Origin of the sequence: Vibrio breoganii (assembly GCF_001677275.1) — a bacterium.
Classification (GTDB): Bacteria; Pseudomonadota; Gammaproteobacteria; order Enterobacterales; family Vibrionaceae; genus Vibrio; species Vibrio breoganii.
The window spans coordinates 425,180-450,903 of sequence record NZ_CP016177.1; the positions used below are offsets into that span (position 1 = coordinate 425,180).

Genomic DNA, 25,724 nt, shown 5'->3' on the forward strand with positions numbered 1-25,724 from the left:
CAATACTGAGCAAGAGAACAATTATGGTAATCGAACACAAACAAGATTTGGCGCACATCCGAGCGATGATCCCTGAGATGCGACGCGTTAAAAGCATTCACTTCGTTGGCATTGGTGGTGCGGGTATGAGCGGCATTGCAGAGGTTTTGCTAAATGAAGGCTACGCTATCTCTGGCTCAGACATTAGTCAAAATGCCGTTACAGACCGACTGCAAAGCAAGGGCGCGACCATCTTTATTGGTCATGACCAAACTAATGTAGAAAACGCCAGCGTGGTCGTGGTATCTACGGCCATTGATCAGGGTAACCCTGAGCTTGTTGCGGCTAAAGCTTTACGAATTCCTGTTGTGCGTCGTGCAGAGATGCTCGCTGAGATTATGCGCTACCGCCATGGTATTGCCGTCGCGGGTACTCACGGTAAAACCACAACTACTGCCTTAGTGACTCAAATCTATTCTGAGGCGGGCTTAGATCCTACGTTTGTTAACGGTGGCCTAGTAAAGAGCGCGGGAACTAATGCGCGCTTGGGTTCAAGTCGAATCCTTATTGCTGAAGCCGATGAGAGCGATGCCTCCTTCTTGCACCTTCAGCCTATGGTCGCCATTGTAACTAACATTGAAGCTGACCATATGGATACTTACGGCGGTGACTTTGAAGTACTCAAGCAAACCTTTGCTGACTTCCTACATAAACTGCCATTCTATGGCCAAGCCATCATGTGCATTGATGATCCTGTTATTCGTGAGATGCTTCCGACCATCAGTCGCCAAGTTATTACCTACGGCTTTTCTGATGATGCGGACGTGAAGATCGTGAATTACCGCCAGCAAGGCCAGCAGAGCTTCTTTACGGTAGAGCGTGAAGGGCGAAATGACCTAGCGATTACGCTCAACATGCCAGGTAAGCACAATGCATTGAATGCGTCAGCTGCGATTGCGGTTGCCACCGAAGACGACATCTCTGATGAGGCAATTCTTTCGGCACTATTAGCAACTCAAGGCACGGGACGTCGATTTGAGCACTTGGGCGAGTTTGAAACCGGTAATGGTACTGCCATGCTGGTGGATGATTACGGTCATCACCCTAGTGAGGTTGATGTCACCATCGATGCCGCGCGTGCAGGTTGGCCAGATAAGCGTCTGGTTATGGTGTTTCAACCACACCGTTACAGCCGTACTCGCGATCTTTACGATGATTTTGCCAATGTCTTGGACAAAGTTGACGTACTACTGATGTTAGACGTTTATTCTGCGGGTGAAGCACCTATTGCTGGGGCTGACGGACGTTCTCTATGCCGTACTATCCGTAGCCGAGGTCGCATTGATCCTATCTTTGTTAAAGAGCAAGATGATCTACCTAAGGTACTGGCCAACTTGTTGCAAGAAGGTGATCTTGTTCTCACTCAGGGCGCTGGTGATGTAGGAAAGGTTGCTAAAAGGTTGGAAAAGTTAGAACTTAACATCAGAGCAATGCAAAAAAGCTAGTTTCCTTATCGAAATATCCGTTATTGCTATGGAAAGATAATGCCGGGCAAGTATAATCAGTCAATAGATATACTTGCCTGTAAAGGGTTATGTGCCGTTAATTAGGAAGTCGACGACATTATAAAAATGGAATCTACATTAGACGTCGAAACCGAATATAAACAAAGGCCTAGGTTCAAATTTTCTTGGGTTGATGCGAGTTTTTTATTGTTCGTAGTCGCTTTGATTGTGTTTGGTATTTTTTCCACAGTTGCATGGATGCGAGACAGTGGACGACTACCCCTTTCTCAATTTGTCCTTGAAGGTGACCTTGAATATGTGCACAGCACTGATGTGCAGAGTGTGTTATCGCATATTCATCCATTCGGCACATTTATGACTCAGGATGTTAATCAATTGCAAACAGCTGTTGAATCTCTTCCTTGGGTTGCGAGTGCCGCCATTCGTAAGCAATGGCCAAACACCATTAAGGTGTTTTTGATGGAACATCACCCAGCCGCAATCTGGAATGGTAATGCGCTTCTAAACAGTAACGGCCAGATATTTTATGCCGATGTTGGGCAGTTGCATCAGCAAGACCAAGAAATCGTTAAGCTTTACGGCCCTGAAACTGAAAGTGAAAGGGTGTTAGATACTTGGCGAGAGATTGAGCCGCAATTTGCGAGTCTCGGTTTGCAGATCACTTCAGTAGTACTGAATGACCGACATGCTTGGCAGCTGATATTAGACAATGGCATCCGCCTTGAATTGGGTAAAGATGCCTTAGAAGAAAGAATTCAGAGGTTTGTTGACCTATATCACCACATGGATGAGAGAGTTCAACAGATCAGTTATATAGATTTAAGATATGACACCGGAGCCGCCATCGGCTGGCTAACGGAAGACCAAAGGCAAGAGAGTAGTAATGACCAAGGGCACGGATGACAACCTGATTGTTGGTCTGGATATCGGTACAGCGGCTGTTTCAGCGTTAGTAGGCGAAATTCTTCCAGACGGACAGATCAATATAATTGGCGCTGGTAGCAGTCCATCCCGTGGAATGGATAAGGGTGGGGTGAATGACCTCGACTCTGTGATCAAATCAGTGGAGCGTGCAGTGAATCAAGCTGAGCTTATGGCTGAGCACAAGATCACCAACGTATATTTATCCATCTCAGGTCAGCACATTACCAGTCGCATTGAAAAGGGCATGGGCACCATCTCTGATGAAGAGGTATCTCAAGAAGATATGGATCGCGCGATCCATACCGCTCGCTCTATCAAGATTGGTGAAGAAGAGCGCATCCTGCATGTTATTCCGCAAGAGTTCAAAATCGATCACCTTGGTGGGATCAAGAACCCGCTAGGGCTTTCTGGCGTGCGCATGGAAGTGAGCGTTCATATGATCTCTTGCCATAACGATATGGCTCGTAATGTTATCAAGGCAGTAGAGCGCTGTGGCCTATCGGTTGAGCAGTTGGTCTTCTCTGGCCTTGCAGCAAGTGATGCGGTTATTACAGAAGACGAAAAAGAGCTGGGTGTGTGTGTTGTCGATATCGGCGCAGGCACTATGGATGTGGCACTTTGGACTGGCGGCGCACTGCGTCACACCGAAGTGTTTTCCTATGCAGGTAACTCTGTCACCAGTGACATCGCGTTTGCCTTTGGCACGCCAATTAACGATGCCGAAGAGATTAAGGTTAAGTATGGCTGTGCTATGAGTGAATTGGTCAGTAAAGATGACACAGTTAACGTTCCTAGCGTTGGCGGTCGACCATCTCGCAGTTTACAAAGACAAACCTTATCTGAAGTGATAGAACCGCGTTATACTGAGCTTATGGGTTTAATAAACCAAGCGATTGAAAACGCTCAAAACAAGATGCGAGAGAACGGTGTTAAACACCATCACATTGCAGCTGGTATCGTATTAACTGGCGGCGCATCGCAAATAGAAGGTTTAGCCGAATGTGCAGAACGCGTATTTGGCAATCAAGTTAGAATCGGTAAGCCTACGGAAGTAAAAGGCTTAACAGATTACGTAAAGGAGCCGTACCACTCTACGGCAGTTGGTTTATTGCATTATGGCAAGGACAGCAGTTTTAATGATGAAGGCGAGTATTCGGAACCGAAACAGTCCTCTTTAACTGGCTTGTTCAGCAAAATGCGTAATTGGATACAAAAAGAATTTTAACCTGGATAGACAGGAAAACGGAGAAAGCACATGTTTGAACCGATGACGGAAATGAATGACGAAGCCGTAATTAAGGTCGTTGGTGTTGGCGGTGGCGGCGGTAATGCCGTTGAACATATGGTGCGCGAGTCCATCGAGGGCGTAGAATTCATCAGTGTTAATACCGATGCACAGGCGCTACGCAAAACTAGCGTTAGCTCAGTTATTCAAATTGGTACAGATATCACCAAAGGTCTTGGTGCCGGAGCGAACCCACAAGTAGGTCGTGATTCGGCGCTTGAAGATCGTGAAGCGATTAAAGAAATACTAACGGGTGCCGATATGGTATTCATCGCCGCTGGTATGGGTGGCGGTACAGGTACAGGCGCAGCCCCTGTTATTGCAGAAATTGCCAAAGAACTTGGCGTTTTAACAGTAGCAGTAGTGACAAAGCCATTTGGTTTTGAAGGCAAAAAGCGCCTATCGTTTGCAGAGCAAGGAATCGAAGAGCTTTCAAAGCATGTTGATTCATTGATTACGATTCCAAATGAAAAGCTACTTAAGGTGTACGGACGCAACGTAACCCTTTTAGAAGCGTTCGGCTATGCAAATGACGTATTAAAAGATGCAGTACAAGGTATTGCAGAATTGATTACTCGTCCTGGCATGATCAACGTCGACTTCGCGGATGTTCGCACCGTGATGTCTGAAATGGGTCAAGCTATGATGGGCAGTGGCGTATCTACTGGTGAAGACCGTGCAGAAGAAGCAGCAGAAGCCGCTATTTCACACTCTCTACTAGAAGATATCGACCTAGCTGGCGCACGTGGTGTTCTTGTTAACATCACTGCTGGCATGGATATGCGTTTGGACGAGTTCGAGATTGTGGGTAACACAGTTAAGGCATTTGCGTCTGACAATGCTACAGTTGTAATCGGTACTTCTCTAGACCCTGATATGTCTGACGAATTCCGTGTAACTGTTGTTGCAACAGGTATCGGCAACGAGAAGAAGCCAGAGATTACTTTGGTTGGTGCAGCGTCTAAGCCAAAAGCGGTTGCGACTCCTGAGCCTCGCGTTGCTGTGGCAACAAAAGTAGAACCAGAGATGAAGATCCAACCAGCAGCGGTTAAGCCAAAAACTGAACCAGCACCATCTCGCCCAGCGAGTGGAGCGGGGCAGCAGGTAGCAAACTCAGGTCAAACTGAGAGCGCATACCTAGATATACCAGCGTTTTTGCGCAACCAAGCCGACTAATTGTTCGTTTTTTTGACAATTGTCAAAAAACTGGTAGGATGTGCGACCAAGCTGATAAACAGCTAGCAACTTTGCTTTAATGAGAGGTATTGCATGATTAGGCAGCGTACTTTAAAAGAGATTGTCAAAACAACTGGAGTGGGTCTGCACTCTGGGCGAAAAGTGACATTAACGCTTCGCCCAGCGGCAACAAACACAGGTGTTATATACCGTAGAACAGATCTAGAACCTGCAGTGGATTTCCCTGCGGACGCTAACTCTGTGCGCGATACAATGCTTTGTACTGCTCTTGTTAACGATGAAGGCGTGCGCATTTCTACCGTTGAACACTTGAATGCCGCGCTTGCTGGTATGGGTATCGATAATATTATTATCGAGGTAGACGCACCTGAAATCCCTATTATGGATGGTAGTGCTAGCCCATTCGTATACTTGCTACAATCAGCAGGTATCGAGGTGCAAAACGCAGCTAAGCGTTTCATTCGTATCAAGAAACCAGTTCGCGTAGAAGACGGTGATAAGTGGGCAGAACTTGTTCCTTATGACGGTTTCCGCCTGGATTTTGAGATCGAGTTCGAACACCCGGCGATCGATTCAGATGAGCAGCATATGCTATTCGATTTCTCTTCGAAGTCATTCGTAAAAGAGATCTCTCGCGCTCGTACTTTTGGTTTCATGCGTGATATTGAGTACCTTCAGTCTCAAAATCTATGTCTAGGCGGTAGCTTTGACTGTGCAATCGTATTGGACGAATACCGAATTCTTAACGAAGACGGTTTACGTTTCTCTAACGAGTTTGTGACTCACAAAGTACTTGATGCTATTGGTGATATGTATATGTGTGGTTCTCCTATCGTGGGTGAATTACGTGCATTTAAATCAGGGCACGGTCTAAATAACCAACTTCTTCGTGCAGTTCTTGCTGACCAAGAAGCGTGGGAATGGGCAACCTTCGAAGAAGAAGCAGGCTCACCAGTGGCATTCGCTGAACCAAACATGGTTCTAGCGTAATCGCTACGTAAAAGCGTTCTAATAAAAAGCAGCCATTGGCTGCTTTTTTTGTATCTAATTTCCTAGCTGATAGCTGATAGCTGATAGCTGATAGCTGATAGCTGATAGCTGATAGCTGAGAACCTATTTCTCTGCGAGTTTAGCGATATTCTGTAGTCGCTGCCTGATTTTGTCCGGAGCCATTTCGGCCAACATGTTCAGATTATCCGCTGTGGCTTGTGATAGCGGAGGACGAGAAGGGGCTTTTTTTTCTGCGACGAACAATTGATCGCTTTTATAGAGATCGGGACACACCTTTACTTCTATATTTATAAGGCGAGCAAAACCTTGTTGTCTCAATTGAGATAGTAGGTACAAACGGTCATAGTTAAGCTTCATCATGATCGACGCATTGGCGACCTCTAAGATTAACTGACTACCACGACAGTTTGCCACGCGACAATAACGCCTGATTTCCTTTGGTAGCAAATCAAGAATGCTGTTATTTAACTTATTGATGGTAGCAGCATGCTCTTGGATTGAACCAAGCTTGGTATTCTTGATAACGTCTTCAGTAAGTGTAGGTCTATGGTCTCGCACGGCTATGCCTTAATGACAGATAACAGGGTAATTTTATCACGCCTTCGCCTTTGATTCGCTTTATCTTTAGTCAATACAAAGGAAAAAGTAGAAGCTTGTTCAAACTAAACCAGTTTCTAATGGTGGATAACTTCAAAATTTCATACACTAGAACGCATTAAATCTAGCTTGAAGCTTGAAATTGCTTGCTTTGAACTCAATATAATTAGCACTCGCTTAATAGATAGACAAGCTGAACAAGTATTTGGGATCTTGAGATCCCACAACAAGAGAAACGATAACAATGATAACTAAGCTACTGACAAAGGTAATTGGCAGTCGAAACGACCGTACTCTTCGCCGTCTTCGTAAGATCGTTAAAGAGATCAATAGCTACGAACCAGATTACGAAAAGCTAAGTGACGAAGAACTAAAAGCCAAAACGGTTGAGTTCCGTCAGCGTCTAGAGCAAGGAGAAACTCTAGAGCAGTTACTACCTCATGCATTTGCAACCGTACGTGAAGCATCAAAGCGTGTGTACGGCATGCGTCACTTCGACGTACAGCTTATTGGTGGTATGGTACTAAATAACAGTCAGATTGCAGAGATGCGTACTGGTGAGGGTAAGACGCTAACGGCAACACTACCGGCATACCTAAACGCCCTAACTGGCAAAGGCGTTCACATCGTTACTGTGAACGACTACTTGGCGAGCCGTGATGCTGAGACTAACCGTCCACTATTTGAATTCCTTGGAATGACAGTAGGTGTGAACGTGCCAAACATGGCACCTCCAGCGAAGAAAGAAGCCTACCAAGCCGATATCCTATACGGAACAAACAACGAGTTTGGTTTCGATTACCTACGTGACAACATGGCGTTTCGCAGCGAAGACCGCGTGCAACGCGAGCGTTTCTTTGCAGTAGTGGATGAGGTTGACTCCATCCTTATCGATGAAGCTCGAACTCCGCTTATCATTTCTGGTCCTGCAGAAGACAGTTCAGACCTTTACACTCGCATTAACACGCTAATTCCACATCTTGAGATACAAGATAAAGAAGATAGCGAAGAGTACCGTGGCGATGGTCACTACACTCTGGATGAGAAATCTAAGCAAGTTTACCTAACTGAGACCGGCCAAGAGTTCGTCGAAGAACTCATGGTTAAGAACGGTCTGATGGAAGAGGGTGATACCCTTTACTCTCCGACTAACATCAGCCTACTTCACCACGTAAACGCAGCACTTCGCGCGCATGTATTGTTTGAACGCAACGTTGATTACATCGTGAATGAAGAAGGCGAAGTGGTTATCGTTGATGAGCACACGGGTCGTACTATGCCTGGTCGTCGCTGGTCTGAAGGTCTTCACCAAGCTGTTGAAGCAAAAGAAGGTGTTAAGATCCAAAACGAAAACCAGACGTTGGCATCGATTACCTTCCAGAACTACTTCCGTCTATACGACAAACTATCGGGTATGACAGGTACTGCAGATACTGAAGCATTTGAGTTCCAGTCTATCTACGGCCTAGAAACAGTGGTTATCCCAACCAACAAGCCTATGGTTCGTAACGATATGCCTGATGTGGTTTATCGTACAGAGGCAGAGAAATTTGCCGCTATTATCGAAGATATCAAAGAGCGTGTAGAGGCGGGACAGCCATCATTGGTGGGTACTGTCTCTATCGAAAAATCAGAGCTCCTTTCTAATGCTTTGAAAGAAGCGAAGATCAAGCACAACGTTCTGAATGCGAAATTCCACGAACGTGAAGCAGAAATCGTTGCTAGCGCAGGTATGCCAGGTGCGGTAACTATCGCAACCAACATGGCCGGTCGTGGTACCGATATCATGCTAGGTGGTAACTGGAAAGCGGAAGTTGAAGCGCTAGACAATCCATCTGAAGAGCAAGTTGAGAAGATCCGACAAGAGTGGAAACAAGTTCATGACGCGGTACTAGAGTCTGGTGGCTTGCACATCATTGGTACTGAACGTCACGAATCTCGTCGTATCGATAACCAGCTACGTGGTCGTTCTGGTCGTCAGGGTGATGCAGGTTCATCTCGCTTCTACCTATCAATGGAAGATTCATTGCTACGTATCTTCACTTCAGAGCGTATGGCTGGCTTGATTCAGTCAGGCATGGATGAAGGTGAAGCTATCGAGAGCAAGATGCTTTCTCGCTCCATTGAAAAGGCACAGCGTAAGGTTGAAGGCCGTAACTTTGATATTCGTAAGCAGCTACTTGAGTACGATGATGTTGCCAACGATCAACGTAAAGTGGTTTACGAACTGCGTGACGAGTTGATGGAAGTTGATGACATCAGCGTGATGATTGAGCAGAACCGTGAAGATGTGGTTGATAGCACAATTAACGAATACATTCAGCCTCAGTCTCTAGAAGAGATGTGGGATATCGAAGGCCTAGAGAAGCGTATGAAGTCAGATTTCGATCTAGACCTACCAATTCAAACTTGGCTAGACGAAGACGACAAGCTTTATGAAGAAGCATTGCGTGAGAAGATTCTGAACACTGCAGTTGAAGTGTACAAGCAGAAAGAAGAAGTGGTTGGCGCATCTGTGCTACGTAACTTTGAAAAATCTGTCATGTTGCAGTCTCTTGACGGACTTTGGAAAGAGCACTTGGCGGCGATGGATCATCTACGTCAGGGTATCCACCTACGTGGCTATGCACAGAAGAACCCGAAACAAGAATATAAGCGTGAGTCATTTGAGCTGTTTGAAGGCCTACTAGAGACCCTTAAGACAGACGTGATTACTATCCTTAGTAAGGTTCGAGTACAGCAGCAAGAAGAAGTTGAGCGTATGGAAGCTCAGCGTCAAGCTCAAGCGGAAGCAGCTGCACGTATGGCGCAAGCTCAGCATCAAACAGCTGAAAGCCAGTTAGCGGATGATGAGCAGCCTGAAGCTGCAGCTCAAGCTCCAGTTCGCAATGAGCAAAAGGTGGGTCGTAACGAACCTTGCCCATGTGGTTCTGGTAAGAAGTACAAACAGTGTCACGGTAAAATTGCTTAATTATTCAATTAAGTAATTATGGATACACTAAGAAGAGTCGCGTAAGCGGCTCTTTTTTTGCCTGAAAAGGAGAGCAAATGAAAAGAGTACATATCGTTGCTGGAATCATCTTTAATCCAGAAAAGACACAAGTTTATATAACAAAGCGTCCTGATAATGCCCACAAAGGTGGCTTCTGGGAGTTTCCCGGTGGAAAAGTAGAAGATAATGAATCTGTCAGTGACGCAATAGAAAGAGAGCTGTTCGAAGAGATCGGTATTCAAGGTTTACACAGTGAGTCATTCCAGCATTTTGATTTTGACTATACAGACAAGTCGCTGAGCTTTGATTTCCTGTTGATCCATAGCTTTGAAGGCAAGCCTTACGGCAAAGAGGGGCAACTCGGTCAATGGGTCGCTGTGTCGGACCTGGCTAACTACGCCTTTCCAGAAGCAAACGTTCCGGTAGTGGAGGCGATGATCCAACACTTTTGCGAGGAAATGTGAATTGGCTGGATTCCAAAGTGTGATTCAGATACATTAAGTTACCCCAGCTTTATATAATGGAGACTAGCGTAGTGGTGCGAATAGCAGTTGCCGGAGCGGCAGGCCGTATGGGCCGTAACTTGGTTAAAGCAACAAATGTCATGGAGCAAGCAACCCTTGGAGCAGCCAATGAACGTCCACAATCTTCTTTGATTGGTGTTGATGTTGGTGAGTTAAGTGGTGAAGGAAAGCTTGATGTCGCATTAGTGGATGACTTCAGCAAGGTTGTCGATGAATTTGACGTAATTGTTGATTTTACCGCACCAGAAAATACGTTAGCGAACCTAGAGTTGTGTAAAGAGCATGGTAAGGCAATTGTCATTGGAACGACGGGCTTTACAGAGTCTCAAAAGCAACAGATCAGTGAATACGCTAAAGACGTTTCTATTGTTATGGCGCCAAACTTCAGTGTGGGCGTTAACCTAGTCTTTAAGCTTCTTGAAAAAGCAGCCAAGGTTATGGGTGATTACACGGATATTGAAATTGTAGAAGCGCATCACCGTCATAAAGTCGATGCTCCATCAGGCACAGCAATTGGTATGGGTGAAGCTATCGCCAATGCTATGGGCAATGAACTTTCAGATGTTGCAGTCTATGCGCGCGAAGGCATCACGGGCGAAAGAACCCGTGATGAGATTGGCTTTGCCACTATCCGAGCTGGCGATATTGTCGGTGAGCACACTGCGATGTTTGCAGATGTGGGTGAGCGAGTAGAGATCACTCACAAGGCAACCGATAGAATGACATTTGCCAATGGTGCAATAAGAGCGGCCCTTTGGTTAGGGAGCAAACCAGCAGGTTTGTATAGCATGACCGATGTGCTCGATTTGAATAATATCTAAAAAAACGCCAGCATTTGCTGGCGTTTTTTTTGCTTAAATTTTACGGCCGCTTATAAGCGATTTTCTGTAAGGTTTAATGGTGTTTTTGGGTGTTTCGCGTGTAATTGGTGTAAAGGTGTGTATTTGTGGTGGTTAACTGGCCAGGTTAACGATTGCTATTTTTTTTGGATCGCATTTTTACAGCGATGTGAGCAAAATCAGAGCAACCGATAAAGCTTCTGCTATTTTTACACTAAGAAAGTAGGGTTAAGCTTAAGTTTTACCGGTTTCATATGGAAAATTACACATGATAGTTAAAAAGTTTAGTTTTTATCTGTCATTTATTTGACAATTTTGCGGTGCATCATTAGAATGCCGGCAATTTGTCTGAGTTCAGCAAATGTGATCTGCCTCTACATAGAGTCAGGTACTTGAAATTTAATTTATTAATTTCGCATATTTATTTGTTTGGAGGTTGTCTTGAATAAGCCAGCAATATTGGTCCTTGAAGATGGGACTGTGTTCCGTGGTGTAGCGATTGGAGCTGAAGGCTCTGCCGTTGGAGAAGTTGTTTTTAATACCTCGATGACGGGGTACCAAGAAATTCTTACTGATCCTTCCTATTCTCAACAGATCGTTACTCTTACTTACCCTCACATTGGCAACACCGGAACCAATTCCGAAGATGAAGAATCTACTTCAATCCACGCTCAAGGCCTTGTGATTCGCGATCTCCCTCTTATAGCTTCTAACTTCCGCAACGAACAAACCCTTTCTGATTACCTTAAGTCTCAAAACATTGTCGGCATTGCAGACATCGATACGCGTAAACTAACGCGTATTCTACGTGAGAAAGGTGCACAGAACGGTTGTGTTGTTGCTGGTAACAACCTTGACGAAGCTCTAGCGCTAGCTAAAGCAAAAGAATTCCCTGGCCTAAAAGGAATGGATCTTGCGAAAGAGGTTACTACAAAAGAAGCGTACCAATGGAAACAAGGTTCGTGGACGCTCACGGGTGGTCTTCCAGAAGCGAAAGATGACTCAGAACTGCCATATCACGTTGTTGCCTACGACTTCGGTGCAAAACGCAACATCCTGCGCATGCTCGTTGACCGTGGCTGCCGCCTAACCGTCGTTCCTGCTGAAACCTCAGCGGAAGAAGTACTGGCAATGAACCCAGATGGCGTATTCCTTTCGAATGGCCCTGGTGACCCTGCACCGTGTACTTACGCCATTGAAGCAACACAGACTTTCCTAGACAAAGGCTTACCTATTTTCGGTATCTGCCTGGGTCACCAAATCCTAGCTTTGGCTTCTGGTGCTAAAACAGTGAAGATGAAGTTTGGTCACCACGGTGCCAACCATCCTGTTAAAGACCTAGATCGCGATGTAGTGATGATTACTTCTCAGAACCACGGCTTTGCTGCTGATGAAGAAACACTACCAGCTAACTTACGCGCAACGCACAAATCACTATTTGATGGCTCTTTGCAGGGTATTCACCGCACTGATAAGCCAGCGTTTAGCTTCCAAGGTCACCCAGAAGCGAGTCCAGGTCCACACGACGCAGCGCCGCTATTTGACCATTTCATTGACCTGATTAACCAGTTTGCTTCTAACAAGCAAGACAAAGCGTAAGTTGGAGTAGAGAAAAATGCCAAAACGTAATGACATTAAAAGCATTCTAATTTTAGGTGCTGGCCCGATCGTAATCGGTCAGGCGTGTGAGTTTGACTACTCTGGCGCACAAGCGTGTAAAGCACTTCGTGAAGAAGGCTACCGAGTAATTCTAGTTAACTCAAACCCAGCAACTATCATGACTGACCCGGACATGGCCGATGCAACATACATCGAACCAATCCAGTGGGAAGTAGTACGTAACATCATCGCTAAAGAACGCCCAGATGCAGTCCTACCTACCATGGGTGGCCAGACGGCACTTAACTGTGCACTAGACCTTGAGAAACACGGTGTTCTTGAAGAGTTCGGTGTAGAGATGATTGGTGCAACGGCGGATGCGATTGATAAAGCAGAAGACCGTTCTCGCTTCGATAAAGCGATGAAATCAATCGGACTTGAGTGCCCAACGGCTGATACAGCGAAAACCATGGAAGAAGCTTACAAAGTTTTAGACATGGTTGGCTTCCCTTGTATCATTCGTCCATCGTTCACTATGGGCGGTACTGGTGGCGGTATTGCGTACAACAAAGAAGAATTTGAAGACATCTGTCGTCGTGGTCTGGATCTATCTCCGACTAACGAGCTTCTTATCGATGAATCTCTTATCGGTTGGAAAGAGTACGAGATGGAAGTGGTTCGCGACAAAGCGGATAACTGCATCATCGTATGTGCGATTGAAAACTTTGACCCGATGGGTATCCACACCGGTGACTCAATCACAGTAGCACCAGCTCAAACCCTAACGGATAAAGAATACCAATTGATGCGTAACGCGTCTCTTGCAGTACTTCGTGAGATTGGTGTAGAGACAGGTGGTTCAAACGTACAGTTTGGTATCAACCCGAAAGATGGCCGTATGGTTATCATCGAGATGAACCCACGTGTATCTCGCTCTTCAGCTCTAGCATCTAAAGCAACAGGTTTCCCAATCGCTAAGATTGCAGCGAAACTGGCTGTAGGCTTTACTCTAGACGAGCTAATGAATGACATCACTGGTGGCGCAACTCCAGCATCATTCGAACCAACAATCGACTACGTAGTGACTAAGATTCCTCGCTTTAACTTCGAGAAATTTGCAGGTGCTAACGACCGTCTAACCACACAGATGAAGTCTGTTGGTGAGGTTATGGCGATTGGCCGTAACCAACAAGAATCTCTACAGAAAGCACTGCGTGGCCTAGAAGTTGGCGCGACTGGTTTTGATGAGATGGTTGACCTAGATGCTCCTGACGCATTGACTAAGATCCGTCACGAGCTTAAAGAAGCTGGCGCTGAGCGTATTTGGTACATCGCGGATGCATTCCGTGCAGGTATGTCTGTAGATGGTGTATTTAACCTAACGCAAATTGACCGTTGGTTCCTAGTTCAAATTGAAGACCTAGTGAAACTAGAGCAACAAGTGAAAGCAAACGGCTTTGCTGGCTTGAACAAAGACGCTCTAAACCAATTGAAGCGTAAAGGCTTTGCCGATGCTCGCCTATCTAAGCTACTAGGTGTATCTGAAAGCGAAATTCGTCGCCTACGCGACCAGTATGACATTCACCCTGTTTACAAGCGTGTTGATACTTGTGCTGCTGAATTCTCGTCTGATACTGCTTACATGTACTCGTCTTACGATGAAGAGTGTGAAGCAAACCCAACAGACAAAGACAAGATCATGATTCTAGGCGGCGGTCCAAACCGTATCGGCCAAGGTATTGAATTTGACTACTGCTGTGTTCACGCCTCTCTAGCACTGCGTGAAGATGGCTACGAAACTATCATGGTTAACTGTAACCCTGAGACCGTTTCTACTGACTACGACACATCAGATCGTCTGTACTTCGAACCAGTAACTCTGGAAGACGTATTAGCCATCGCTCGTGTTGAGAAGCCAAAAGGCGTTATCGTTCAGTACGGTGGTCAAACACCATTGAAACTGGCGCGTGCTCTTGAAGCTGCAGGCGTACCTATCATTGGTACTAGCCCTGATGCTATCGACCGTGCAGAAGACCGTGAGCGTTTCCAAGTTGCTGTAGACCGTCTAGGCCTACTTCAGCCAGAAAACGCAACAGTAACAACAATGGAGCAAGCGGTAGAGAAATCTCGTGAAATCGGCTTCCCACTGGTTGTACGTCCTTCTTACGTTTTAGGTGGTCGTGCGATGGAAATCGTATACGACGAGCAAGACCTACGTCGCTACTTCAACGAAGCAGTTAGCGTATCAAACGAATCTCCAGTACTGCTTGATAGCTTCCTAGATGACGCTGTTGAAGTAGACGTTGATGCCATCTGTGATGGTGAGCGCGTTGTAATCGGCGGTATCATGGAGCACATCGAGCAAGCGGGTGTTCACTCAGGTGACTCAGCATGTTCACTTCCGGCTTACACCCTAAGCCAAGAAATCCAAGATGTGATGCGTGAGCAAGTAGAAAAGCTAGCGTTTGAGCTAGGTGTTCGTGGCCTAATGAATACTCAGTTTGCGGTTAAGAACAACGAAGTGTACCTAATCGAGGTTAACCCTCGTGCAGCGCGTACTGTACCGTTCGTCTCTAAAGCGACGGGTGCTCCAATTGCTAAAATTGCAGCACGCGTAATGGCGGGTCAATCTCTAGAAGCTCAAGGCTTCACTAAAGAGATCATTCCACCATACTACTCTGTGAAAGAAGTGGTACTACCGTTCAACAAGTTCCCTGGTGTTGACCCACTATTGGGCCCAGAAATGCGCTCTACTGGTGAGGTTATGGGTGTTGGTGCAACGTTTGCCGAAGCTTACGCTAAAGCTGAATTGGGTTGTGGCAATGTGTACCCTGAAGGTGGCCGTGCGCTTCTTTCTGTTCGTGAAGGTGACAAAGAGCGCGTCGTTGACCTAGCCTCTAAGCTAACTAAGCTTGGCTACCAATTAGATGCTACTCACGGCACTGCAGTAATCCTTGGTGAAGCTGGTATTAACCCGCGTCTCGTGAACAAGGTACACGAAGGTCGTCCTCATATTCTTGACCGTATCAAGAACAATGAGTACACCTACATCGTGAACACTGCTGCTGGCCGTCAAGCGATTGAAGACTCTAAGGTACTTCGTCGTGGCGCTCTAGCTGAGAAGGTGAACTACACTACAACGCTAAACGCAGCATTTGCTACTTGCATGGGTCACACTGCGGACGCTAAGACTAGCGTAACCTCAGTACAAGAACTGCATGCAAAGGTTAAATCTAGCCTAGCGTAACAACGATTTAAAAATAATAAATAGGCGGGGGTATAGCCTCCGCCATGACAACCTCATTTGCCCGCTTTATGCGGGCTTTTTTCTGTTTGTCGTTTTTGCCTTGATGAATTATTGCATTGATGAATTTTTGGAATGAGTCGCTTGCGCAGAATTCGCTATTGTGACGTTAGTCACAATGATACTGTAGCGCCCTAACATTATTAGATGGTCCCTATACATGGAAGTCAGCTTCGAGGTTCTTACATTTCTATTCTTTGTTGCCGGCATAGCGGGGTTTATCGACGCTATGGCAGGTGGTGGCGGGCTTTTGACACTGCCTGCTCTATTGGCGGCAGGTGTACCCCCAACGCAAGCCCTTGCCACAAATAAGCTCCAGAGCTCATTTGGCAGCTTCTCTGCTAGCTTTTATTTTGTTCGTAATGGTCTGGTTAACCTAAAAGAGATGCGCCTTGCCATTGGGTGTACCTTTATTGGTGCGGCAATCGGCGCAGAAGCTGTACAGTATATTGATGCTAGCCTTCTAACCAGTCTTATCCCTGCGTTACTGATTTTGATTTCCCTGTACTTTTTACTGGCACCGCAAACGCGTGCATCGGCCGGTAAACAGACAATGTCTGAGGCGATGTTTGCCTTGATGATCGGCGGTGGCGTTGGCTTTTATGATGGTTTCTTCGGACCTGGCACAGGCTCAATCTTTACGGTTTGCTTTGTGGCTATCGGGCATTTCTCATTAGTGGATGCCACCGCTAGAACCAAGGTATTGAACTTTACCTCAAATATTGCCGCGCTGACCTTCTTCATTTTAGCGGGTCTACCTATTTGGGAAATAGGTCTAGTCATGGCTGTTGGCGGGTTTATCGGTGCTCGATTTGGCGCTAAGGTGGTGGTATCTAAGGGGCAAAAATGGATTCGCCCATTGGTGATTTTTATGTCAATGACGATGGCTCTGAAGCTGCTCTGGGAACAGCATCAGCAATGGTTTCAATCAGTGTTTTTACTCTTTCATTTTTAAGTGATTTGGCGCGAACACAAAGGTGAACAGGACGCACTAATGACTGCAGTTCTTTAAACTCAAATATGTGTTGCGAGGCAATGTTGAGTGTCTTAATGATTGATTGAGGGATCAGGGCGGGAGCAAGCCCGCCCAGCGCAAGTCTAGCCGCCGCAGTATAAGAGTCCATCTCCATTAATGGGGATACCCCAAGCGCACTCAAAAATTCCAACTGATAAGTGTTGGCGGGGTTGGTTAGGTCGTTGCAGATAAGTCCTGTGGGCAACTCAGTTAAATGATTACCACTGACCACAAAGAAAGGCTCATCAAATAGGTGGAAGGTTTTTAAGCCATGGCGTTTGGGGAGGTACCCTGCACACAAGCCTAATGTCGCTCTTCCTGACTGTACATTCTCTACGATTCTTGGGGTATGGTTGGTGGTGATAGATAGGGCTCTATCTACTGCCCGAAAATACTCTATTTGAGTAGACAGGTAACCTGATAACAAGGTTTCTGAGCAGTCCATTTTGATGATGGCATCGGATGATAGGGTTTGCTCATCACTGATTAGGCCTTGCAGCTCAATAAAAGTAGGGCCGACATTGCGAATTAGCGCCTCAGCCGCTGGCGTTAAGCGAATGAGTCTGCCGTCGGGTTCAACTAACTTTTTGTCTAACTTCTTTTCAAGATTCGCAATGCGTTTGCTTACGGCTGATTGGCTAATATAAAGCTGAGAGCCAGTGCGGCTCATGGTTTTTTCTTTATTTAATACCAGCAGTGTTTCGATACCTTCGAGTAGCATGCTCAGTCGTGAAAATGTGGAATAGATAGCTGATAGTGTAGTGCTGCAAGCTGCAAGCTACAAGCTACAAGCTACAAGCTAGAAGCCACAAGCTAGAATCTAGAAGCTAGAAGCTAGAATCTAGAAGCTAGAATCTAGAACCTACAAGGTGTTATCGATTAAGGGCAAAGGTGGGCAAAGACAAATGCCAACGAATTGCGGCTAAGCGTATGGATAGGGTTACCGCGATACCGCCTAACATGGCGCTGGTAGAGCTCAGCCCAAGCATCAATAAGCCTACGTGCATGCTTCCTCCAGCCATACAGGCTGTGGCGTAGACTTCACTACGAAGTACCATGGGGATTTCGCGAGCGAGAATATCACGCAGGATACCACCGCCACATCCCGTGAGTACGCCCATCATCACTGCAATTAAGTGAGAGTCTTGGTAGGTCAACGCTTTTTCAACGCCAATGCCCACGAAGGCGGCTAAACCAATGGCATCACATACAGGGAGTAGGTACCAAGCCACGCGTTTGGGGCGTCGCACAATCAGCATGGTGATTAAGCTGGTGACAATTATCACCCAGATATAGCTGGTATCGCCGATCCAAAAGACCGGCGTTGCACCAAGCATCATATCTCGGATAGTCCCGCCACCAATGGCGGTCACCGATGCCAGAACCATCACCCCAAAAGGGTCCATTCTCAATCGACCTGCTAGTAGTACTCCTGAAATCGCAAAGATAGCGGTACCAAACAGGTCGATAAAGTACAGCAGGCTCATTATGCAGCTTTAACCAATGACAACATGTTAAGAACCATCTCAGATGAGCTTTCTGCTGCTAGCGGTAAGAACTCTTCAAAGCTCATTGGTGACTCTTTGTCTGCCACATCAGAAATAGCGCGAACGACAACAAAGGGTACGTTAAATTGGTGACAGGTCTGTGCAATGGCAGAGGCTTCCATCTCTACAGCAATAACAGAAGGGAAGTTTGTACGAATTCGTTGTTGGGCTTCAGCTGTGCATACGAAGGTGTCGCCAGTACAAATTAGGCCATGCACCGCGTGCTTATCCGTCATTTTATCTAGTGCAGATTGCGCCAGATTGATCAGCTTCTCATCCGCTTTAAATGCCGCTGGTTGGCTAGCCATTTGACCAATTTCGTAACCAAATGCCGTGACATCTGCATCGTGATGGCGAACCTCTGTAGAGATGATCACATCACCTAGGTTTAGAGTTGAATCGAAACCGCCTGCAGAACCTGTATTAATGATGACGTCAGGCTGATAGTCGCTGATCAGCAGTGTTGTACCTACAGATGCTGCCACCTTACCGATGCCCGATTGAAGTAGAACGACTTCAACACCATCGATATCGCCAGAGAAGAAGGTGCAGCCACCTTTTTTCTCTTCTTTCATTTGGTTGATAGATTGTTTTAGGATGGCAACTTCTTGTTCCATCGCGCCGATAATGCCGACTTTCATGAAAATCTCGCTCTGATCAATATAGCTATGTAGATAGAGCGAGATTGTAGCATAGGAGTTTTAGGGAGGAGAGATTTATACCAATCACACTGAGTATTTTAACCCGCCAGAATGAGCGGCTACTTAGTTCGATTGGTATTAAATTAATCCTGCTTGTTTCAGCGCTTCACGCAGTGCGTCAGCACGCTTGCGGTTCACCCCAAAATCCGAGTGCCCAGTGCGGGATTCCGAGCGAACAATCAGCGTATTGCCGTCGATACGAAGCTCAAGATCATCCACAAAGCGGAATACTCGGCTGGTGTACTCGATCCGCAAATAGTCCTGATCTTTGTCTGCGGTTTTTGCTCGCCCTAAGCTTAATGCCGCTTTTTCAATGTCGTCCAAGCTGGCATTTTCCGTTAGCGTAAAGGGCGCTAGTGTAAACTCTTCACGGCTATCTTGCGTTGATACACAATTGGGTTTGTCACCACAAGGCTGCGCACTTCGGTCTTGCATGCTTATCTCTCCATTACTGCAGCCAAGTAGCGTTGTTGCAACTAAGGCTAATGTGAATATCTTGAACATCTTATCTCTCTATATATTGAGTCTACACATCGAATCTATACGTCTAGGTAGTCGAGTATGCCATCGGCAGCCTTGCGACCTTCGTCAATAGCGGTTACCACTAGATCAGAGCCTCTTACGGCATCGCCACCAGAGAAGATCTTCTTGTTAGAGGTTTGAAACGCAAACGCTTGATCGGCAGGAGCTTTAATTCTTCCCCATTGGTCCAAATCAACACCATGAGGTGTTAACCAGTCCATGGCATGGGGTTGAAAGCCAAAGGCCATAATCACAGCATCCGCTGCTAACACGTGTTCACTGCCAGCGACCTCAACAGGGCGGCGACGGCCGGCTTCATCGGGTTCACCAAGGGTGGTTTTTACTACTTTGACGCCTGTGACATTGCCATTGTCATCGACTTCGATTCCCAGCGGCTGCAGGTTAAATTGAAAATCAACGCCTTCTTCACGCGCATTCTTTACTTCACGTCGTGAGCCGGGCATGTTCTTTTCGTCGCGGCGGTAGGCACAAATCACATTGCTGGCATTTTGACGAATGGAGGTGCGTACACAGTCCATCGCCGTATCGCCACCACCAAGTACAACCACTCGCTTATCTTGCATGCTGACCAGTGGGTGTTTGTCCTCAAATCCCATAACGTCATAGGTGTTGGAGATCAAAAATGGCAGGGCATCATAAACGCCATTGGCATCCTCATTGTCCAAACCCGCTCGGATATTCTTGTAGGTGCCAACACCTAAAAAGACGGCGTCATGTTGTTCGATGAGTTCATCCATAGAAATGTCTTTGCCGACTTCTGTATTGAGCTGAAACTCAACGCCCATTTCAGTGAATACCTTGCGTCGGTTTTGCATCACCTCTTTTTCCAGCTTAAAAGAGGGGATGCCGAAGGTAAGAAGCCCGCCGATTTCAGGGTAGCGGTCATAAACGACAGCCTTAACCCCATTGCGAACCAAGATATCTGCTGCTGCTAATCCTGCTGGTCCAGCACCTATGATGGCGACGGTTTTGTCTGTCCATTCAACATTGGACATGTCGGGCTTCCAGCCCATTTCAAAGGCTTTATCGTTGATGTATTTCTCTATGTTGCCTATGGTGACTGCGCCAAACTCATCGTTTAGGGTACATGAACCCTCACATAATCTGTCCTGAGGACAGACTCGCCCACACACCTCTGGAAGAGAGTTGGTTTGATGAGACAGCTCTGCCGCCTCTATAATGCGTCCTTCATTGGCCAGTTTTAGCCATTGAGGAATATAATTGTGAACGGGGCATTTCCACTCACAATAGGGATTACCACAATCTAGGCATCGATCAGCTTGCGCGCTGGCTTGCTGCTTGGTAAAGGGTTCATAGATCTCCACAAACTCTATCTTGCGGATCTTCAATGGTTTCTTCGCCGGATCGACACGACTTACATCGATGAATTGATAAACATTCTGACTCATAACTCAGTATCCTTACTTCGAGCTCATTACTGAGCTTGAACCCTTAATTCAGCGGCGCTACGGCTTTGATGCCCTAGCAAGGTGTTCAAATCTGCAGCCTTTGGTTTGATCAGGTAGAACCTTGGTATCCAATGGTCAAAATTCGCCAAGATAGCTTCGGCATGAGAAGACGCTGTTTCTTCAAGATGCTCTGCAATTAAGCCACGCAAGTGTTCTTGGTGAATAACCAAAGATTCAAGAGAGATAGCCTCTACAGACTCTTGGTTTACGCGGCCTTGGAAGTCTTGGTTATGGTCAAATACGTAAGCGAAACCGCCCGTCATACCTGCGCCAAAGTTAACCCCCGTCGCCCCTAAGATAGCGACAATACCACCGGTCATATATTCGCAGGCATTGTCACCCGCACCCTCGACCACCGCTATAGTGCCAGAGTTACGCACCGCAAATCGCTCTCCAGCTCTCCCTGCCGCAAACAGTTTGCCACCCGTTGCACCGTACAAACAGGTGTTACCGATAATGGCCGCTTGCTGACTTTCAAAGGCTGAACCTAAGTGAGGTCGGATGGAAATCTTGCCGCCAGCCATGCCTTTACCTACGTAGTCGTTGGCATCGCCAGTGAGCTTAATGTTTACGCCTCCAGCGTTCCAAACCCCAAGAGACTGTCCTGCTGTGCCGTTTAGGTTTAAGCAAATAGGGGACCCTGCGACACCTGCATTACCATATCGCTTGGCAATCTCACCAGAAAGGCGAGCGCCAATAGAGCGGTCGGTATTCTTCACGTCATAATAGAGATTCAACGGCGCTTTAGCTTCAACCGCTGCCAGTGCTTCTTCAACGATAGTTTGGTTGAGGAAGGCCTTATCAAACGGCTTGTTCGGTTCAGACCAGAATACAGGTGCACCCGTAGGAGAGACTGGAGTCTCAAGGATATCACTGAGATCAAGCTTACTTTGTTTAGCGGTAAAGCCTTCGACAACCTCAAGTAAGTCGGTGCGACCAATCAAATCTGTCAGTTTCTCTACGCCCAATTCGGCCAGATAACCTCGAACCTCTTCGGCAAGACCAGTGAAATAGTTGATGACCATTTCCGGTAAGCCTTTGAAGTATTCCTTACGCAGGGTTTCATCTTGAGTAGCTACGCCAGTAGCACAGTTGTTAAGGTGGCAAATTCTTAAAAATTTACAGCCCATTGCGACCATTGGCGCGGTGCCAAAGCCAAAGCTCTCAGCGCCTAAGATTGCGCCTTTAATCACGTCTAGTCCTGTTTTTAAACCGCCATCCACTTGTAGGCGAATCTTGTGACGAAGCCCATTCGCCACCAGTGCTTGTTGAGTTTCAGCAAGCCCTAGTTCCCATGGACTGCCGGCATATTTCACAGATGTCAGTGGGCTAGCGGCCGTGCCGCCGTCGTATCCTGAGATAGTGATAAGGTCGGCATAAGCCTTAGCCACACCCGTGGCAATGGTGCCAACACCCGGCTCTGAAACCAACTTCACTGATACTAAGGCATCTGGATTGACCTGCTTAAGGTCAAAGATCAATTGCGCTAGATCCTCAATGGAGTAAATGTCGTGATGAGGTGGAGGGGAGATCAAGGTTACCCCTTGCACTGAGTGCCTTAATTTAGCAATTTCTGCCGTCACCTTGTGACCCGGCAACTGACCGCCTTCGCCGGGTTTTGCTCCTTGCGCTACCTTGATCTGCAGAACATCTGCATTGGTAAGGTAATGAGGAGTAACCCCAAAGCGGCCTGAGGCGACCTGCTTAATGCGGGAGTTGCGGTTGGTACCAAAGCGACTCGGATCTTCCCCCCCTTCTCCTGAGTTGGAGTAGCCACCAAGGTGATTCATCGCCTGAGCCAGAGCCTGGTGAGCTTCAGGGCTAAGAGCACCGATGGACATAGCAGCGGAGTCGAAGCGCTTGAACAGCTCTTTAGCGGGTTCAACTTGCTCATTAGCCAAAGGTTGCGGGGCTTTCTTGAGCTGCATTAAATCACGCAAAGTCGAGATTGGGCGCTGATTTACCTGATTGGCGTAGGTTTGATAATCTTGGTTTTCCCCTGTTTTTACTGCCGTTTGCAGCTGGCTGACGACGTCAGGGTTGTAGGTATGATACTCACCACCGTGAACATATTTTAGTAGGCCACCATGTTCGATATCTTTACGTTTCGCCCACGCTTTTCGAGATAGGTTAAACAGGTCTTGTTGGAAGTCATCGAAGTGAGCGCCTTGAATACGGCTACTGACACCTTTAAAGCACAGCTCAATGATGTCTTGATGCAGACCAACGGCTTCAAATAGTTGTGAGCAGCGGTAAGAGGCAATGGTCGAAATGCCCATCTTCGACATGATCTTAAACAGCCCCTTATCTATACCCTTACGATAGTTAAGCATGACCTCGGCATACGGCTTATCGATGCCACCGTTATCGATTTGCTCTGCCAGTATTTCGTAGGCGAGGTATGGATAAACGGCGGTTGCGCCAAAGCCAAATAGAACCGCAAACTGGTGAGGGTCGCGAGCGGTGGCGGTTTTAACGATGATATTGGTATCACAGCGCAATTGCGCTTCTACCAATCGGTTTTGTACTGCGCCCACTGCCATAGCAGCAGGTATAGGCAGCTTACCTTTTTCTAGGTTTCTATCGGATAGCACTAGTAGCACCGCGCCATCACGCACCGCTTGCTCTGAGGCATCACATAGGGCTCTGATGGCTTGCTCTAGAGAAAGCTCATCTGGTGAGTAGCATAGATTAAAGTACTGATGCTTATAATGTTTCTGATTCAGCTCCAGCAGTTGTTGCATGTCAGAGTAGAGCAACACAGGGGAATCAAAGGTCACTCGATACGCGTGCCCATCGGTCTCGTTAAAGACATTCATCTCTTTACCGACACTTGTGGCAAGAGACATGACGTGTTTTTCACGTAGTGGGTCTATAGGAGGGTTGGTGACCTGAGCAAACTTCTGTCTAAAATAATCGGTCACTAGGCGCTCGCGTGAAGAGAGCACCGCCATCGGCGTATCATCCCCCATAGAACCAACCGCCTCTTGGCCCATGTCACCGAGAACCTTAAGAACTTGCTCTCGCTCTTCTCGGCTGAAGGCGAATTGCTTTTGGTAGGTCTTAAGCTCGTCATTGCTCAGGCTACGCTGTCCGATTTCATCACCGCTCAAGTCAGAGAAAGGGGTGAGCTTATGAACGTTGTTCTCCATCCATTCGCGATAAGGGTGACGACTCTTTAAGTCGTTATCGATTTCGTCGGAGTGCCACAGCTTGCCTTCTTTGGTATCGACAACCAGCAGTTCGCCAGGACCAACTCGTCCTTTTTCAGACACCTCGTCCGGCGCGTAATCCCAGATCCCAACCTCTGATGCAAGGGTGATCAGCTTGTCTTTAGTGATGACGTATCGCGCAGGGCGCAGGCCATTTCGGTCTAAGTTACAGGCTGCGTAGCGTCCATTCGACAACACAATACCTGCTGGCCCATCCCAAGGTTCCATATGCTTAGAGTTGAAATCATAGAAAGCACGTAAGTCAGGATCCATATCTGGGTGGTTTTGCCACGCAGGTGGCACGAGCATACGCATGGCCCTAAAGATATCCATGCCGCCAGCGAGGAAGAGATCAAGCATATTATCTAGGCTTGATGAATCAGATCCTGTTTCATTGACAAATGGAGCGGCGGTTTGCAGATCGGGCAGCAATGGTGAAGAGAACTTGTAGGCTCGAGCTTTCGCCCACTGCCTGTTTCCTTGAATGGTGTTGATCTCGCCATTGTGAGCAAGGTAGCGAAACGGCTGTGCCAGTGGCCAGCGAGGCTGAGTATTGGTCGAGAAACGCTGGTGGAATAAACAGATCGCAGACTCAAGGCGAAGATCCGCGAGATCAAGGTAGAAGCGCGGTAGATCCGCGGGCATGCACAGCCCTTTATACACGATCACCTTGGTTGAAAGGCTACAGATATAGAAGTCTTGTTGCTCAGAGAGTGCTTTCTCAATTCGGCGTCGCGCTATATATAGACGGCGCTCAATGTCTTTCTCGCTCCAGCCCGCAGGTGCAGAAACAAACACTTGCTCAATAGAGGGTAGGGATTCTAATGCAATAGGACCCAACACATCGCTATTGGTTGGTACGGTTCGCCAGCCTTCGACTGATAGTGTCTCTTGTCCTAGTTCTTTATTGATGGCCGCTTTGCATTGCTGACTGATAACAGGATCGCGGCTTAAGAAAAACATGCCTACGGCATATTGCTTACCTAGGTTCCATTGTTGCTCTTGGGCAATCATACGGAAGTAAGAATCGGGTTTTTGCAGCAACAGTCCACAACCATCACCTGTTTTACCATCGGCGGCAATACCACCACGGTGGGTCATTCTATCCAGTGCTGATATGGCTGTGCGTACTAATTTATGACTTGCCTCGCCTTCCATATGGGCGATTAATCCAAATCCACAGTTGTCTCTTTCTAAGCTCGGATCATACAAAGCCATCGCATTACTCCTTTTGCTCATTGCCTTAGCAATGACATCTCCATTGAATATCTATACCAATCGACTCAATAACTGTTCATTCTAGTTGGTTAAATATGTCACATTATGGATACATTTTTTTTGCATGGGTTTGACAAATTAAATCCAAAACGGAAAAAGGTCAAGGAGTGAACGATGCAGAAGTAGGGTGATGTGAGGCAGTTTACGCGAGATATAAAAAAGGCCAGCGTTGTTACGGCTGG

General features: G+C 46.9%; 18 protein-coding genes. 11 read left to right on the plus strand and 7 right to left on the minus strand.

Translation table 11 applies throughout. The features are described from left to right. The first annotated feature begins 23 nt into the window (after positions 1-23). From murC to lpxC, 5 genes are all read left to right on the plus strand, one after another. Positions 24-1,484: a UDP-N-acetylmuramate--L-alanine ligase gene (gene murC, locus A6E01_RS02095; RefSeq protein ID WP_017026845.1), complete on the plus strand. Its 1,461-nt coding sequence runs from the start codon at positions 24-26 to the stop codon at positions 1,482-1,484. A 126-nt stretch (positions 1,485-1,610) separates the two neighbouring features. Then, positions 1,611-2,408: a cell division protein FtsQ/DivIB gene (locus A6E01_RS02100; RefSeq protein ID WP_017026846.1), complete on the plus strand. Its 798-nt coding sequence runs from the start codon at positions 1,611-1,613 to the stop codon at positions 2,406-2,408. Further along, positions 2,389-3,654 (plus strand): cell division protein FtsA, encoded by a 1,266-nt coding sequence (gene ftsA, locus A6E01_RS02105; RefSeq protein WP_017026847.1) that lies wholly within the window; start codon positions 2,389-2,391, stop codon positions 3,652-3,654. The genes A6E01_RS02100 and ftsA overlap by 20 nt, the downstream gene beginning before the upstream one ends. A gap of 30 nt (positions 3,655-3,684) precedes the next feature. Further along, on the plus strand, positions 3,685-4,890 hold the full coding sequence (gene ftsZ / locus A6E01_RS02110) for a cell division protein FtsZ (RefSeq protein WP_065209457.1): 1,206 nt from the start codon (positions 3,685-3,687) through the stop codon (positions 4,888-4,890). Between the two features lie 93 nt (positions 4,891-4,983). Next, positions 4,984-5,901, plus strand: coding sequence for a UDP-3-O-acyl-N-acetylglucosamine deacetylase (gene lpxC, locus A6E01_RS02115; RefSeq protein WP_017026849.1), 918 nt, complete (start codon positions 4,984-4,986; stop codon positions 5,899-5,901). Between the two features lie 123 nt (positions 5,902-6,024). Here lpxC and A6E01_RS02120 read toward each other — a convergent pair whose 3' ends face one another. Next, the gene (locus A6E01_RS02120) at positions 6,025-6,480 is read right to left on the minus strand and encodes a DUF721 domain-containing protein (protein ID WP_065209458.1); all 456 of its coding nucleotides are present in this window, start codon (positions 6,478-6,480) and stop codon (positions 6,025-6,027) included. Between the two features lie 283 nt (positions 6,481-6,763). Here A6E01_RS02120 and secA point away from each other — a divergent pair, with 283 nt between their 5' ends. The 6 genes from secA to A6E01_RS02150 all read left to right on the plus strand — a co-directional run bounded on the left by secA (position 6,764) and on the right by A6E01_RS02150 (position 16,732). Beyond that, the gene (gene secA, locus A6E01_RS02125; RefSeq protein WP_065209459.1) at positions 6,764-9,490 is read left to right on the plus strand and encodes a preprotein translocase subunit SecA; all 2,727 of its coding nucleotides are present in this window, start codon (positions 6,764-6,766) and stop codon (positions 9,488-9,490) included. Positions 9,491-9,567: 77 nt separating this feature from the next. Continuing rightward, positions 9,568-9,975 carry an 8-oxo-dGTP diphosphatase MutT gene (gene mutT / locus A6E01_RS02130; protein WP_065209460.1) on the plus strand — a complete coding sequence of 136 codons (408 nt, stop codon included), beginning with the start codon at positions 9,568-9,570 and terminating at the stop codon, positions 9,973-9,975. Positions 9,976-10,031: 56 nt separating this feature from the next. Next, positions 10,032-10,856: a 4-hydroxy-tetrahydrodipicolinate reductase gene (gene dapB / locus A6E01_RS02135; protein WP_026012856.1), complete on the plus strand. Its 825-nt coding sequence runs from the start codon at positions 10,032-10,034 to the stop codon at positions 10,854-10,856. A 459-nt stretch (positions 10,857-11,315) separates the two neighbouring features. Then, on the plus strand, positions 11,316-12,473 hold the full coding sequence (carA, locus tag A6E01_RS02140) for a glutamine-hydrolyzing carbamoyl-phosphate synthase small subunit (protein WP_017026854.1): 1,158 nt from the start codon (positions 11,316-11,318) through the stop codon (positions 12,471-12,473). A 16-nt stretch (positions 12,474-12,489) separates the two neighbouring features. Beyond that, positions 12,490-15,720 (plus strand): carbamoyl-phosphate synthase large subunit, encoded by a 3,231-nt coding sequence (gene carB, locus A6E01_RS02145; RefSeq protein WP_017243584.1) that lies wholly within the window; start codon positions 12,490-12,492, stop codon positions 15,718-15,720. 217 nt (positions 15,721-15,937) lie between these two features. After that, positions 15,938-16,732, plus strand: a complete 795-nt coding sequence (locus A6E01_RS02150; RefSeq protein ID WP_017026856.1) for a TSUP family transporter — start codon at positions 15,938-15,940, stop codon at positions 16,730-16,732. On the opposite strand, the gene A6E01_RS02155 is transcribed toward A6E01_RS02150, so the two are convergent. From A6E01_RS02155 to gltB, 6 genes are all read right to left on the minus strand, one after another. Continuing rightward, positions 16,647-17,513: a LysR family transcriptional regulator gene (locus tag A6E01_RS02155; RefSeq protein ID WP_026012855.1), complete on the minus strand. Its 867-nt coding sequence runs from the start codon at positions 17,511-17,513 to the stop codon at positions 16,647-16,649. The two genes, A6E01_RS02150 and A6E01_RS02155, sit on opposite strands and share 86 nt — an antisense overlap. Before the next feature lie 151 nt (positions 17,514-17,664). Further along, positions 17,665-18,279 (minus strand): trimeric intracellular cation channel family protein, encoded by a 615-nt coding sequence (locus A6E01_RS02160; protein ID WP_017026859.1) that lies wholly within the window; start codon positions 18,277-18,279, stop codon positions 17,665-17,667. Then, a complete protein-coding gene (gene mtnN, locus A6E01_RS02165; RefSeq protein ID WP_065209461.1) occupies positions 18,279-18,980 on the minus strand; it encodes a 5'-methylthioadenosine/S-adenosylhomocysteine nucleosidase in 702 nt (233 codons plus the stop codon). Before mtnN ends, A6E01_RS02160 begins: the two co-directional genes overlap by 1 nt. A 138-nt stretch (positions 18,981-19,118) precedes the next feature. Then, on the minus strand, positions 19,119-19,544 hold the full coding sequence (locus A6E01_RS02170; RefSeq protein WP_065209462.1) for a DUF1499 domain-containing protein: 426 nt from the start codon (positions 19,542-19,544) through the stop codon (positions 19,119-19,121). 35 nt (positions 19,545-19,579) lie between these two features. After that, a complete protein-coding gene (locus tag A6E01_RS02175) occupies positions 19,580-20,992 on the minus strand; it encodes an FAD-dependent oxidoreductase (RefSeq protein WP_065209463.1) in 1,413 nt (470 codons plus the stop codon). 26 nt (positions 20,993-21,018) lie between these two features. Next, a complete protein-coding gene (gene gltB, locus A6E01_RS02180) occupies positions 21,019-25,482 on the minus strand; it encodes a glutamate synthase large subunit (RefSeq protein ID WP_017026863.1) in 4,464 nt (1,487 codons plus the stop codon). Positions 25,483-25,724 lie beyond the last annotated feature (242 nt).